Origin of the sequence: Methylobacterium sp. Leaf91 (assembly GCF_001422815.1) — a bacterium.
Lineage (GTDB): Bacteria > Pseudomonadota > Alphaproteobacteria > Rhizobiales > Beijerinckiaceae > Methylobacterium.
In genome coordinates this window covers 202,613-216,917 of the sequence record NZ_LMMP01000034.1, presented here as the reverse complement: position 1 = coordinate 216,917, position 14,305 = coordinate 202,613, and the positions used below count along the sequence as shown (strand labels likewise).

The window sequence follows — 14,305 nt, the reverse complement described above, 5'->3', positions numbered from 1 at the left end:
CGCGAGCCGTTCGAAGCGAGCATGTCGGACAACTCGCCCCCGTGCGCAAGCCGGTCGACAACGCGCCGCCATGCGGGCCGCATCGTTCCATCCACGGCCGGCGGGGTATAGGTTTCCGTCGGCAATTCAATCTGCCCAACCACCTACGGGCCGAAGCCTTTCGAGGAGAGAGCGTGACCACCAGCGAATGGCGCCCGATGGAATCCGTGGGCGATGCCGAGACCGCCGTCGACCGCCTCGCCGCCTTGTACGCGGGTGCGATCCAGTCGCTCCAGACCGCCCTGACCCGCTATCTCGACGGGGGCGCCGCGCCGGACCATGCCGAGCGGCTTCAGTTCCGCTATCCCGAACTACGGATCACCTATCACCCGTCCGGGCCGATCCCACGTTTTTCCCGCGCGACGGCGAAGTTCCAGTCTCCCGGCACCTACGCCACCACGGTGACGCAGCCGGCGCATTTCCGGCCGTATCTGCTGGAGCAGCTGACGCCCCTGGTGCGGGATTACGGCGCTACATTGGAAGTCGGCCTGAGCGCCCAGGAGATTCCCTATCCCTACGTGCTGGAGCCCGGCGCCAACCTCTCGGGCAGCGGGATCACGCCGCGCGATCTGGCCACCTACTTCCCCGTCCCGCTGCTCTCGGTGGTGGGAGACGAGATCGCCGACGGCCTCTGGGTGGCGCCGGTCGAAGAGCCGAAGCCCCTGGCGCTGTTCGACGCGATCCGGGTCGATTACTCCCTGCGCCGTCTCGTCCATTACACCGGCTGCGACTGGCGCGACGTCCAGCCGTGGATCCTGCTGACGAACTACCATCGCTACGTCGACGGCTTCATCCGGCACGGATTGGAGCAGCTCGCCAGCGGAAAGGATGGCTACGAGCGCATGATCCTGCCGGGCGGCATCACCGTCTCGCGGGCGGAGGCGGCGAGCATCGATCCGGCGGCCCTCATCGCCGCTTCGCCCTGGCACAAGTTCCAGATGCCGGCCTACCACCTCGTGGCGCGTGGCCCCGACGGGTCGATGCAGGGCACGACGCTGGTCAACATCGGCGTCGGCCCCTCCAACGCCAAGACGATCACCGACCATCTCGCGGTCCTGCGTCCGCATTGCTGGCTCATGGTCGGCCATTGCGGCGGGTTGCGGCAGTCGCAGACCATCGGCGACTACGTCCTCGCCCATGGCTATCTGCGCCGCGACCGCATCCTGGACGAGCTGGTTCCACCGGACGTGCCGGTGCCGGCTTTGGCCGAAGTCCAGCTGGCGCTCCAGGCCGCCGCCGCCAACGTCACCGGCGAGACCAGCGAGAACCTGAAGCGCCGCCTGCGCACGGGCACGGTGGTGACCTATGACGACCGCAATTGGGAGCTCCGCTTCAGCCAGGAGCGGCGGCGGATCAACCTGTCCCGCGCCATCGGCGTCGACATGGAGAGCGGCACCATCGCGGCGCAGGGCTACCGCCTCCGGGTTCCCTACGGCACGCTCCTCTGCGTCTCCGACAAGCCGCTCCATGGCGAGATCAAGCTGCCGGGCGCGGCGAACGCCTTCTACGAACGGGCGGTGGCCGAGCACCTGCTCATCGGCCTGTCCGCCCTCGATATCCTCCGCGCCGACCGGAACGGCCTGCATTCGCGCAAGCTGCGCAGCTTCGACGAGCCGCCGTTCCGCTGACCGGTCATAGACGGGAAAAGCCGGCGGATCGCAGGTATCAGCGCTCGCGCCGCCACAGGCCGGCGCGCTCGGAGCGAGCCTGCTCTTCGGCGGCCAAAAGGTCCGATGGGGCATCCTCTGAGGCGCGCGCGCCGCCGGCCGTGAGGATCAACGATGCGAGGTCGTCGCCGTCGATCTGGCAGCGCAGGCCCGTAGGCTGGGCCTCGTCGACGGCACCGTTGGCCGCCGGCTCGCAGACGACTTCGCGCCGGCGCAGATAGCGGGCGAGCTGGCGTGCCAGGGCACCGCGTTCGCCATCGACGCCGAGGAGGCGCACCGTCCGGCCACGGAACGACAGGGTTCCGGTATCGATCACCTCCGGCACGCCGCGCAACGCTCCGGCGGCACTGGTCTCCTTGGCGGCGGGGGCCGGCTCGGCGCGGGCGGTGGAGGGGCGCTTGCGCCGCGACGCCATCTGGACGGTGGCGCGCTGGGTGAAATCCTTGAAGATCGCCGCCGGCAGGTCGCCGCCGCCGACCTTGTTCATCGAGGTATTGTCGTCGTTGCCGACCCAGACGCCGACGACGAGGTCCGGCGTCACCCCGACGAACCAGGCATCGCGGTAATCCTGCGTCGTCCCGGTCTTGCCGCCCACCGCGAGGTTGGTGATCCGCGCGGCCCGTCCGGTTCCGCTATCCACCACGGCCTGGAGCGAATCCAGCATCATCGCGCGGCTCTCGCCCGGCAGGGGCGTCGTCGGTTTGGAATCGGGGCGCAGGTAGAGCGGGTCTGGGCCGGGGCCGCGAATGGCATGGACGCCGTAGGTGTCGAGGGGCTGGGCGCTGGCCAGCACGCCGGCATAGGCTCGTGTCATCTCCAGCAGGGAGACTTCGGCCGAGCCGAGGGCGAGGCTCGGGACGTTGGGAAGGTCGGAGGTGACGCCGAGCTTGCGCGCGGTCTCGATCACCGAGGCCATGCCGATCTCGTCGGCCAGTTGTGCGGCGATGGTGTTGATCGATTGCGCGAAGGCCGTGCGGAGGGGGACCGCCCCACGGAAACGGCCGCTCGCATTCTGCGGCTCCCAATCGCCGATCTGGATCGGCCGGTCCACCAGCACCGTCTCTGGCGACAAGCCCTTCTCATAGGCGGTGAGGTAGACGAACAGCTTGAACAGCGAGCCGGCCTGACGCTTGGCCTGGATCGCCCGGTTGAACTGGCTGTCCTCGTAGTCGCGCCCGCCGACCATGGCGAGGATCGCGCCCTCCTTGTTCAGGACGACCATGGCGCCCTGGCTCGCCTTCTTCTTCGCCCCTTCCGCATCGAGCCGGCGGGCGACGACGCCCTCCGCCAGGCTCTGCAAATCGAGGTTCAGGGTGGTGCGCAGCGTGACGTCGCCGGGCGTGTCCGACAGACGCTTGGCGTCCGCCGACACCATGTCGAGGAAGTAATTGGTGCCCGGCGGAGTCTCGGGCGGGGTCCGCAGGGTGATCGTCTCGGCGCGCGCCTTGTCGGCCTCGGCGGCGGTGATCGCGCCGGTCTCGACCATAGTCTGCAGCACGATGTCGGCGCGCTCCTTGGCGCCGCCGAAATTGCGCGTCGGCGCCAGCTGCGACGGCGCTCGGACGAGGCCCGCCAGCATCGCCGCCTCGGGAAGCGTCAGCGCCTTCGCGCCTTTGCCGAAATAGCGCCGCGACGCGGCGTCGATCCCATAGGCGCCGGCCCCGAAATAGGCGGTGTTGAGATAGCCGAGGAGGATGTCCTCCTTCGACATCGTGCTCTCGACGCGCAGGGCCAGGAACGCTTCCTGGATCTTCCGGCGCAGCGTCTTCTCCTGGGTGAGGGAGGTGAGCCGGACATATTGCTGCGTGATGGTGGACGCGCCCTCGCGCACCCCGCCGCTCACGGTGTTGCGCCAGAGCGCCCGTGCCAGCCCGCGCGGATCAACTCCCCAATGCGAGTAGAAGCGCCGGTCCTCGATGGCGACCACGGCCTGGGCGAGATGGGCCGGCATGTCGGCCGCGGTCAGCTTCTGGCCCTGAAAGGCGCCGCGCGTCGCGAAGACCCGTCCGTCATCCGCCTCCACCGTGAGGGCGCGCTGGCCGCCTTCCGGCACCACGCCGCCGAGCGGCGGCAGGGTCGCGAAACTGTAGAGGACGAGGCAAGCGACGAAGACCAGCGGAAGGGCGAGGGCCGCGAGGCCGGCGGCGAGGTAGGGCCGTTCCCGCAGACGGCCGCGCCAGCCCGATTGTGGCGTCTGCGCCGCCGGAGCGATCCCTGCCGCAGGCGGAGTGTCCGTGCCGCTCGTCCGCGCGGAGGCGGCGCGTTCGGTGAGCCTCGAACCGAGGGTGCCGAGCGTTCGGCCCGCAGCGCGCGCCGCTGAAAGCAGGCCGCGTGCGAGGCCGCGTAAGGCCGTGACGAGAAGGAAGCCGAGATGCCTGAACAGGACACGGGCCGCTTGTCCGGCTTCGCGGGCGGCGGTTCGGGCATCCGGCGTTTCGCCGGTCTTCGGCCGTTCCGGTTCTTGATCTGTCATCGGCCGCCGGTGGTCATCCAGGAGCGCAGGTCCCGTCGGCTTACCGTCGGCGCTGGCTTGGCGGTTCTAGACCGGAAAGAACCTTCGACGCCATGCCGGAAGCGGCGTCGCCAGGGCTCCGAACTCGGGCAAAATGCAGAGACGTGCTCACCAGAGCTCTCTGAGGTTTGTCCCTCGCCGTCATTCCGGGTCGCCACAGGCGAGCCCGGACCCGGAGGGCCGCGCCAGAGGCGTGCAATCCAGAACCGCCGACGCTGCCATGTCGAGCACGTGTCGCGGCTCTGGATTCCGGGCTCCGCTGCGCGGCCCCGGAATGACGGAGGTGTGTTCATGAATGTCATGGCCTACCGCGCTGGCCTGCGTTCGGACCCCCAGCGGCATCAGTCCGATTCAGCGGCCCGGTTCGCCGCCCGAGCGACGAATCTCGGCCGAAGCTCTATTCTCTCGGTAAAGCCTCGGTGACCTGCATCCGCCCGGTCGGGGCCGAAACGCGCAGGCTCGCATCGAGGAGGGCCGAGGCCTGGCTCGGATCGCTGTTCGTCTCCGGGGTGACGTCCTGGGTGCCGACCAGGGCGGTGACGCCTTCATACTGGTCGAGCCGGCGGTCGATCATGTCGCCGAGGCGCTCGCGGACTTCGGCGACAGTCAGGCTGCGGCGGTGCTTGCCGGCCTTCGCGGTGAAGAGGCTGCGGTTGGCGCGGGCGGCGGCGCGGAACGCCTGCTTGGCCACGAGGTCCGGGTTGTCGTCGCTCAGCGTCAGGAACTTGCCGGCGCTCGACGTGCCGAGGAAATGGGCGAGATAGAGTTCGGAGGTCTTCAGTTCGCGGCCGATGCGCTGCTCGATACGGGCACGGTCGCGCTTGATCAGCTCGCCGGCCATCAGGGCCGCCACATAGGGGTCCTGCCGAAGGCGCAGCACGCGGGTGCGGGTGGCCTCGTCCTGGATCGTGATGGCGCTGCCGCGGCCGGTGATGGCGTTGGCCTCGGCCTCATAGCCGTAGCGGGCGCCATAGGTCCGTACCAGTTCGAGCCAGGTGGCGGAGAGGAACTGGAACAGGCCCTCGGCCGAAGAGGTCGAGGCCTTCACCGTGGTCGAGAAGCTCGATTCCTTGTCGGCCAGCGCCATCATGTAGACCGGATCGACCCCGGTCTCGGACGAGGCCTTCAGGATCGTCTCGACGATGTCGCGCGGCACATTCATGTCGCCGAACCGAAGCACGTCCCGGCCGTCGCTCTCGCGGCTCTGGGGAAGAGAGGCGAGGTCGTTCTCGATCAGGCTGGCCGTTGCAGGTTCCTGGTCGAGGAGGGGAACCCCATCCCAATCCGTGGGTTTGTCGATTGTGGCCGCCGCGAAATCGTTGGCGACGTAGGCGCGGATGTCGATGCGGTCATGGGCGGTCGCTGCCGGCGCCAGTGCGCTCTGCGGCAGTCCCGAGCCGAGCAGCAGGCCGATCGCGATCTTCGCGATGGTGAGTTTGGCCGATACCGTGGTGCTTGCCTTCTTCCTGCCATGAAGGGAGCCGGGCTTCAGCCAAGCCACCGTCTCGTCACGATCCAGGGTCTCGTTAGGCACGAGACGGCACGCGTCGTCGGCGCGGTGCGCCGGCTCCGGGAAAAGCCCCATCATTGTTCCTTGTTCGTGCCGCGGCGTTCTAGGACGCGGCTTCGATCAGTTCAGCGAGCGGACATCTCGCTGGGAGCTGTGACCACAATGGGACAGCTCCGTGATTCAAGCGTGGCACGCTTAAGGAACGGTTAAGGCTATGATTTAACGATATTTTAAGTAATCGTTCGGGCGCGGTTCAGCGTGGCCGCGTCAAAAAGGCATTCTGGCCGGGGTTGGAACGAAGGCTCCGTAGCCCAGTTACGATGGTCCCAGAGGGCGATCTCGAAATATCGACGAGACACGCCCCGATGGACCCATTGAAGGAAGCCTTTTTCCAATGAGCATGCAGACCGGTCGCCGCGTCGGCGTTGCCTTCGTCGGTATGGGTGGCGCCGTCGCCACCACCGCCATCGCCGGCATCGAGATGATCAAATCTGGCTCGAACCGCCTCGACGGATTGCCCCTCGCGGGTCTCTCGGTCGCGGGATTGGCCGATTACAAAGATCTCGTCTTCGGCGGCTGGGATCTCAACGACGACGATCTCGCCTCCGCCGCCACCGGCCACGGCGTGCTCACCAAGCAGGATATCGAGAACGGCGCCCAGGTGCTAAAGGGCATCAAGCCCTGGCCGGCTGTCGGCAGCGCCAAGTTCTGCAAGAACATCGAGGGTGCTAACCGCATCGTCGCCGCCGATCACCGCGAGGCGGTCTCCGTCATCGCGAACGACCTTCGTCGTTTTCGGCTGGAGAGCAATCTCGACGAAGTCGTCGTGATCAACCTCGCCTCCACGGAACGCTGGCCCAACCTGGATGCGCCCGCACTGAACTCCCGCGAAGCTTTCGAGAAGGGTCTCGATTCCAGCGACGAGGCGATCAGCCCGGCGATGCTCTACGCCTATGCGGCGATCCAGAGCGGCGTGCCCTACGCCAACTTCACCCCGAGCGTGGCCGCCGACATCCCGGCCCTGCTCGAACTCGCCCGCGAGAACGGCGTGCCGTTGGCTGGCAAGGACGGTAAGACCGGCCAGACCATGATGAAGACCGTCCTGGCGCCGGCCCTCAAGGCCCGCGCCCTCCACGTGGATGGTTGGTTCTCCACCAACATCCTCGGCAACCGCGACGGTCTCGCCCTGAACGACAAGGATTCGCTCCAGTCGAAGCTCAACACCAAGGGTACGGTGCTGGATTCGATCCTCGGCTATCCGGTCGAGGACCATCTGGTCCACATCCACTATTACCGTCCGCGTGGTGACGACAAGGAAGCCTGGGACAATATCGACGTCACCGGCTTCCTCGGTCAGCGGATGCAGATCAAGGTCAACTTCCTCTGCAAGGATTCCATCCTGGCCGCACCCCTGGTGATCGAGATCGCTCGCGTGCTTGACCTCGCCAAGAAGCGTGGCGAGAGCGGCCCGCAGGAGCAGCTCTCCTCGTTCTTCAAGGCGCCCATGGTTGCCAACGGCCACGGACCCGAGCACGATTTCGGCAAGCAGCAGCACATGCTGCTCGAGTGGCTCGGCGGCCAGCAATGATCACGTCCGATACGGGGGGCGGCGTGGCCGCCCCCTTCGCACTGCGCGAGTTGTTCGTCGAACTCAATGACCTCAAGCGCGTGCATTCCGCCGGCCGCATCGGCTCCATCGCCGAGCGGCTGTTCGCCCAAGGGTGGTCGGCGCTGACGGGCGGCGCCGATCCTGAGACGGTTGCCATCGATATCACCGCCAAGGCGCTCGCGGCCTCCCGGCTCTGCGACCTTGATGCCGCTTTTCTCGCCTCCGCCGGTCTCGGCGAGGCGGAAATCGGCGACGTTCTGACGTCCGGACTCGACGCCGTCACCGCAACGGTCGACCCCGAACTGAAGCGGCGTCTGGCCGTCGCGTTGCGCTCGAACGAGGGGTTGCATGGCGGTCCTTTGCCCGCCTTCGTGGCGGCACTGAGCCACCAGCCGCGCGCCGGCGTGACCTGTCCGGGCAAGCCTCGCATCCTGCTCGAGCCGCCCGAGAACCATGCAGAACATTGCCTGATGGTTGCGGTCTACGGCGTCGTCCTCAGCCCCTTTTACCGGGCTGATCCCACGCTGGTTTTCCTGGCGGCCATGAGCCACCACTTCCACAACGCGGCAATGCCCGACGCCGGCTTCACCGGCGAAGTGCTGCTGAGCGACCACCTCGCTCCGATCATGGCGCGGACCACCCAATGGGCCCTCGACGAGTTGGACGCTCCCTTGCGCGAGACCATAGAGCGGGCGCGTGCCATCCTGCCCGACGATGCGACGGCCGAGGGTCGCGCCTTCCACGCCGCCGATTGCATCGACCGGGTTCTGCAGATTTCACAGCACCTTAGGGCCGCCTCGCTGACCATGGACACCGTGCTGGTGGAGATGGAACTGGTCCATGCCGGTCCGGTGAAGGGCTTCCACGACCGAGTCCTCAGGGACATGCGAATCCCGTGATGGTTCGTCGCCGCATGACGGGACATCACAGATGATCCCGTTCGAACTCCTTTCCCCGGAGACGGGGAACGCGCTCAAAGCCGATACGCCGCATTCCCTCCGCGACGTCGTCACCGGTGAGCGCTGGCCGGTCATCGACGGGATTCCCTATCTGCGAATTGGCCGCTTGGAGCTTCTGGGCGCGACGCTGGACCTGCTCGATCGGGAAAAACACGAGTTGGCACTGGAGGGTCTGCTCGCCGATCAGGACGATTGGTGGACCGGCCCGCCAGCAGATCCCCTCGATCTTCATGCTCTTGTGCGAGATCGTGACAGGGCGAGCCTGCGGGACGCAATGCGGTTGCTCGGCTGGGGCAGAGTCGGCGACTATTTCCTGCATCGCTGGACCGATCCGACCTTTCTCGCTGGCTTGACGTTACTCGAAGCGCATTGGAACGACCCCGTTTGCGCATTCGAATTCGCATGCGGCATTGGCCATTACCTCCGCGAGACGCAGATGCGCGGCGTCAAGGTAGCCGGGGCCGATGTCGTTTTCGCCAAGCTCTGGGTCGCCCGGCACTGGGTCGTCGGCGAGAAGGCGCAGCTCGTCTGTTTCGATGCTGCGTCGCCGCACTGGCCAATCCCCGGCGCCCCCGTCGATCTCGTGGTGTGCAACGACGCTTTCTACTTCCTCGATGACAAGTCCGGCATTCTCGAATGCCTTCGCCACAATGCCGGCGACGATGGTTGGCTCGTTCTCAGCCACATTCACAATGCCGAGCGGCCCGGCTTCTCGGCCGGTCGCGCGGTCTCGGCCGAAGAGATCGAAGATCTGTTTCCCGATGCCCTCGTCTATGATGACGACGAACTCACCCGTGCCCTCGTGGAGAAGCGTGCGCCCTCGCCACAGCGGCCGTCCGACCTTCGCCACGTGGAAGCGTTCTCGGTGGTCGCCGGTGCGGGGATGCGGCCTGCACCCCGCGCCATCCTCGACGGACTGACATGGCCCCATGAAGGGACGTCGCTCCGGTTGAACCCCCTCTATGAGCCCGATCCTTCCGGCGGCTACGTGGTCGCATGGCCCTCGGATCGCTACGAGGCCGAATATGCCCCCAGGGTCACCTATCCGCTTCGCTCGGAAGGCCCGGAGACCCTCGACTGGGTCGGGGGCGAGCAATCGCCGCACGAGGATCGTGTCCGCCGCCGTGAATTCGTCGACCTGCCGGAGCGCTGGTGATGGGTGATTCCATCGGATGGGGCATCGTCGGCTACGGCTGGGTGGCACGGGATTACATGGCTCCGGGCATCCGCGCTGCGGGTCATCGGCTCGTGGCCGTGTCCGATCCCGGAGAAGCTTCGCGCGCCGCTGCCGAGCGAGAAGGCGCGCGTGCCCATCCTGACCTGGCCGGATTACTGGCCGAGCCGGAGGTCGAGGCCGTCTATGTGGCGACCCCCAATCACCTCCACCGTGAGGCGGTCGAGGCCTTGGCGGCATCGGGCAAGGCCGTGCTGTGCGAGAAACCGATGGCGGCCTCGCTCTCCGATGCCGAGGCCATGGTCGCGGCTGTGCGAAATGGCGGCATCTTCTACGGCACGGCCTTCGACCAGCGCCATCATCCGGCCCACCGGGCCATGCGCACCGCGATCCGCGACGGGCGCATCGGCGCCGTGACAACCATCCGCATCGTCTATGCCTGCTGGCTCGATCGGGCTTGGACCTCGTTCGCCGGCCAGGACAATTGGCGTATCGACCCGCTTAAAGCGGGCGGCGGCGCGCTGATGGATCTGGCTCCTCACGGCATCGATCTCGTCGATTTTCTTCTCGATGAGTCGATCGAGGATATCGCCGCTCTGACGCAGGCAAGGGCGCAGGACTACGCTGTCGATGACGGCGCGCTCCTCATCGGCCGCACCGGCTCCGGCATCCTCGCCAACCTGCACGTCGCCTATAATTGCCCGGATGCCCTGCCGCGTCGCCGTCTCGAAGTCATTGGCACCGGTGGCGCGCTCACGGCCGTCGATACGATGGGACAGGTGGCCGGAGGCACACTTTTCATCACCGATGGTGCGAGTGGGCAGACCGAGCCAGTCGCCTTCGATGCCGAGGCCTCGCCCTTTCTCGAGCAGGTTCGTGCCTTCGGCTCTGCCCTGCGCCGACCCGCCGAGCGCGACGCATACAGCGCTGAGCGCGACCTCCACACGATGCGGCTGCTGACGCGGGCTTATGCCGGCTGTCGGAGTGCCCGGGTCAACGAGGACTAGATCGGGACGCAACCCTTCTTCCTAACGTGGTCTCATCCTGAAGGTGCTGCCAAGCTGCTTCGAAGGACTTTTCCTAGGATCACCCTCGGCCCTGGGAGCCCTTTCGAAATCGCAGCTTGGCTAGGGCACTGCGGGGTGAGGTCGGCGGTTGGATTACCTGAACCTGAGGGACGATCGACGTGAGCGAACACGACCAGGACGCCAGGGCGCGTGATCCGCGCATCAAGGCCCCCCGTCCCTACACCTACGGCGGGCCACGCATCATCGAGGGTCTGCCAGCGTCTTTGCCGGAGCCGGTGCGTGCCTATCTCGACATTCTTCCGAAGGGGCGCATCGTCGGCTTCCCTCTGGCCCCTCTCGACCGGACGGGTATTCCGGTCTGGTTCGTCTCATTGTTCCTCGACGATCCGTTCTTTATCGGCGCCATGCCGAGCGGCATCGGCTACGGCGCCACCGATGACGAGGCGCTCATCGGCGCGGTCGCGGAGATCGCCGAAAATCTGATGCCGTCGCTCGCGGTGATGCCGCGCAAGAAGGAACGGGGCTCCTACAACGACCTCGCCAAGGTCTTTGGCGCCGCGGCGGTGGCGGACCCGCTCACCCTGTGCCTGCCCGCCGGTTCCCCGGTCGGCCGGAACACGGTTCTGGAATGGACGCCGAGCGTCCGGCCGCGCACCGGCGAAACCGTGCTGATGCCCCTCGACATCGCGGCCACCGATTATTTCGAGCTGTCGGAAGGCTACAAGCCTTTCACCAACCTGATCACGAACGGTCTCGGCGCCGGGCCGGACGTCGATTTCGCCCTGGGCCACGGCCTGCTCGAACTGCTTCAGCGTGACGGCAACGGATTGCTGTTCCGCGCCCTCGACCAGGGCATCATGCTCGATCTCAACGGGATCGGTCCCGAGAACAGGGCGATGCTCGACCGTCTCGACGATCTCGGTATCCGCGCGCTGCCGAAATTCGCCACCGACCAGTTCGGTCTCACGAACATCTATGTCGTCGGCTACGACAGGAATCCCGCCGATGCGCCGGTCCCCGTCGCCCTCTCTGCCTGTGGCGAAGCCTGCGACCCGGACCGCGAGCGGGCCCTCCGCAAGGCACTCCTTGAATTCCAGGCGGCCCGCGTTCGTAAGGCCTTCGGGCATGGTCCCCTGAGCTTCGCTGAGCGGGTGACGCCGCCGGGCTACGTCCAGGCTTTCATCCAGAAGGCACTGCCGAGCCTCGATCTGGAAGAGAGCCGTGCTCTTAGGGCAATGCTGGAATGGATCGTCCTGCCGCCTGAGGGCCTGCGCGATGTCCTGAAGGACAGTGTCTATTCCGAGCGAAGCACGAAGGCCTTCACCGATCTGCCGACCGCCCCGGCACCGGATGGCCATGCTCGCGGCCGCATCGCCCGCGAACGTCTCGAAGCGTCGGGTTTCGACGTTCTCTATGTCGACTGCTCGCCGCCGGGTGGTGGCGTCGGCGTGGTCAAGGCGATCGTGCCGGGGCTGGAGGTCGAGACGATGAGCTATCACCGCATCGGCGAGCGCAACACCGCCAAGCTCATCGAGCGGGATCACCCGCTGATTTCATTCGGTGAGCCCAGCGAAACGAGGCTGCCCGTGCGGCTTACGCCCGAAGCGATCGAGCGTCTCGGCGGCCAGCCGCTCTTCGACGTCGCGTTGGCGGACGAAATCGTCGGGCGCCATTACCCGCTCTATCGCGAGCCGGAATCGCACCACGCGCCGTTCCGTCTCGAGCAGCAGGGGCGCGCCGCATGAGTCTGCGCTTCGCCTACAACACCAACGGTACGGCCAACCATCGCCTGGACGACGCCATCGATCTTATCGCCGATGCCGGCTATCAGGGCGTGGCGCTCACCCTCGACATCCATCATCTCGATCCGTTCTCGGAGAATTGGATCCAGGAGGCCCAGCGCCTGTCGAGCCGCCTTCAAAGGCTCGGCCTCGGGAGCGTCATCGAGACGGGTGCCCGTTTCCTCCTCGACCCCAAGGCCAAGCACGAGCCGACCTTGGTAAGCGGCGACGCTTCCGGCCGCGCGAGGCGCATCGGTTTCCTGAAGCGCGCGGTGGACATCGCCGTCATCCTGCATTCCGAAGCGGTTTCGTTCTGGGCCGGCGTGCCCAAACCCGGCATCGATCGTGATGAGGCCCGGCTCTGGCTCGGCGAGGGCATCGCCGAGATTGTCGCCTATGCTGCGGAGCAGGGTATCGTCGCCTGCCTGGAGCCCGAGCCGGGCATGCTGATCGAGACCCTCGACGATTTTGCCGACCTGAAAATCGAAGGCCTCAGGCTTGCCCTCGATACCGGCCATTGCCTCGTCACGGGCGAGCGCGACCCGGCGCTGGCCGTCGCGGAATTCGCCGACCGCATCGGTACCGTCGCCATCGAGGACATGGCGCGCGGCGAGCATATCCATCTGCCCTTCGGCGAAGGCGACATGGACGTCCCGAGCGTCCTCGACGCCCTCGACGGCATCGGCTTCCAGCGCCTCGTCTGCGTCGAACTCTCCCGCGAGAGCCACCGCGCTGATGTGATGGTGCCGATATCGCTCGATTACCTGCGGACCTGCCGCAACCACAAAGCCGAGGTAAGCGCGTGAGGATTTGCTTCGTCAGTCGCCGTTATTTTCCGGCGATTTCCGGCATGAGCGTCTACGCGCAGAACCTTCTGCGCGAACTCGTGGCCGCCGGCCATGACGTGACGATGGTCAGCCAGTACCGGGGCGATGCGTTCGGCACTCGCGTCTATGGCGGTGGGCCACCGCCATCCGTGCCGGGCGTACGCGTCATCGGCCTCGAACAGGTGGGCGAGCAGACGAACGGCGATTTCGAGCGCGACATCGACACGATGGTCGAGACCATCGTGTCAGAGCATCGCGAACGCCCGTTCGATGTGCTTCACGCGCAATACGGCTATCCGACCGGCTGGGCGACGCTACTCGCTTCGAAGCGGATCGGAATTCCCAACGTGGTCTCGATCCAGGGGGGCGATGGCCACTGGGTCGGCTCCTGTTGCGAGACCCATCGCATCGCCATGTGCGAGGTGCTGGCCCATGCCAATGCCCTCCTCATCGGTGGCCGCTCCTTCGTCGAGGAGGTCTGTGATCGACTGGGTTCCGACCCGGACCGTTTCACCATTGTGCCCGGCGCCGTCGATACGGCGCGCTTCACGCCCGGTGTCCCCGGGCATGCGGGGCCGGTGCGACTGTTCTATCATGGTCGCGTCGATCGCCGGAAAGGCGTGCTCGACTTCATCGACGCCCTGGGTCTGTTGCGCGCGCGCGGGGTCCCGTTCGAGACGACGATCTCCGGCATCGGGCCGGACGTGGATTCCTCGAAGGCACGCGCCGCTGAATTGAACTTTTCCGAGGCCGAAATCCGCTTCACCGGCTACGCCGATTACGACACCGTACCCGATCTCTACCGCCAGGCGGATGTCTTCGTCTCGCCGACCTATGCGGAGGGTTTCTCCAACACGATCCTCGAGGCCATGGCGGCGGGGCTCGCCGTGGTTTCCACCCATGCGGTGGGGGTGTCCGACTGCCTGCGCGACGGCGAAAACGGCCTCCTGGTACAGCCCGGCGACGTGGCTTCCCTGGCGGATGCGCTTCAGCGCGTCATTGAGGACAAGAGCTTGCGCCAGCGGCTTGCAGCGGACGGGCTCGATGAATGCCGCCGCGTCTATTCCTGGACCGCCGTCGGTCGCCAGATCATGGACATCTATGCCGAAGTGGTCGGCCAGCGGCCGCATACGACGTTCGATGAGGTTCTGCCGCGCGATCCGAACTGCCGCTTCCGCGCAGAACCGCATCTGCTCTGA

10 protein-coding genes are annotated in these 14,305 nt (G+C 66.6%); 8 read left to right on the top strand and 2 right to left on the bottom strand.

What is annotated here, in order from left to right:
- The first annotated feature begins 197 nt into the window (after positions 1-197).
- Positions 198-1,667 carry an AMP nucleosidase gene (locus ASF32_RS17875; protein WP_056431600.1) on the top strand — a complete coding sequence of 490 codons (1,470 nt, stop codon included), beginning with the start codon at positions 198-200 and terminating at the stop codon, positions 1,665-1,667.
- A 37-nt stretch (positions 1,668-1,704) separates the two neighbouring features.
- Here the strand turns inward: ASF32_RS17875 and ASF32_RS17870 are convergent, their stop codons facing one another.
- Together ASF32_RS17870 and ASF32_RS17865 are read right to left on the bottom strand one after the other, a co-directional pair.
- Positions 1,705-4,179, bottom strand: coding sequence for a PBP1A family penicillin-binding protein (locus ASF32_RS17870; RefSeq protein WP_056431351.1), 2,475 nt, complete (start codon positions 4,177-4,179; stop codon positions 1,705-1,707).
- 436 nt (positions 4,180-4,615) lie between these two features.
- Positions 4,616-5,806, bottom strand: a complete 1,191-nt coding sequence (locus tag ASF32_RS17865) for a transglycosylase SLT domain-containing protein (protein ID WP_082490465.1) — start codon at positions 5,804-5,806, stop codon at positions 4,616-4,618.
- A gap of 316 nt (positions 5,807-6,122) precedes the next feature.
- On the opposite strand from ASF32_RS17865, the gene ASF32_RS17860 reads away from it, so the two are divergent.
- From ASF32_RS17860 to ASF32_RS17830, 7 genes are all read left to right on the top strand, one after another.
- Positions 6,123-7,316, top strand: coding sequence for an inositol-3-phosphate synthase (locus ASF32_RS17860; RefSeq protein WP_056431348.1), 1,194 nt, complete (start codon positions 6,123-6,125; stop codon positions 7,314-7,316).
- Positions 7,313-8,236: a hypothetical protein gene (locus tag ASF32_RS17855; RefSeq protein WP_056431345.1), complete on the top strand. Its 924-nt coding sequence runs from the start codon at positions 7,313-7,315 to the stop codon at positions 8,234-8,236. The genes ASF32_RS17860 and ASF32_RS17855 overlap by 4 nt, the downstream gene beginning before the upstream one ends.
- 31 nt (positions 8,237-8,267) lie before the next feature.
- Positions 8,268-9,452, top strand: a complete 1,185-nt coding sequence (locus tag ASF32_RS17850; protein WP_056431343.1) for a methyltransferase domain-containing protein — start codon at positions 8,268-8,270, stop codon at positions 9,450-9,452.
- Positions 9,452-10,477, top strand: a complete 1,026-nt coding sequence (locus ASF32_RS17845; RefSeq protein ID WP_056431340.1) for a Gfo/Idh/MocA family oxidoreductase — start codon at positions 9,452-9,454, stop codon at positions 10,475-10,477. Before ASF32_RS17850 ends, ASF32_RS17845 begins: the two co-directional genes overlap by 1 nt.
- A gap of 179 nt (positions 10,478-10,656) precedes the next feature.
- The gene (locus tag ASF32_RS17840) at positions 10,657-12,243 is read left to right on the top strand and encodes a YcaO-like family protein (RefSeq protein ID WP_056431337.1); all 1,587 of its coding nucleotides are present in this window, start codon (positions 10,657-10,659) and stop codon (positions 12,241-12,243) included.
- Complete coding sequence (locus ASF32_RS17835) at positions 12,240-13,085, top strand: sugar phosphate isomerase/epimerase family protein (protein ID WP_056431334.1); 846 nt, start codon at positions 12,240-12,242, stop codon at positions 13,083-13,085. The genes ASF32_RS17840 and ASF32_RS17835 overlap by 4 nt, the downstream gene beginning before the upstream one ends.
- On the top strand, positions 13,082-14,305 hold the full coding sequence (locus ASF32_RS17830) for a glycosyltransferase family 4 protein (RefSeq protein ID WP_056431331.1): 1,224 nt from the start codon (positions 13,082-13,084) through the stop codon (positions 14,303-14,305). The genes ASF32_RS17835 and ASF32_RS17830 overlap by 4 nt, the downstream gene beginning before the upstream one ends.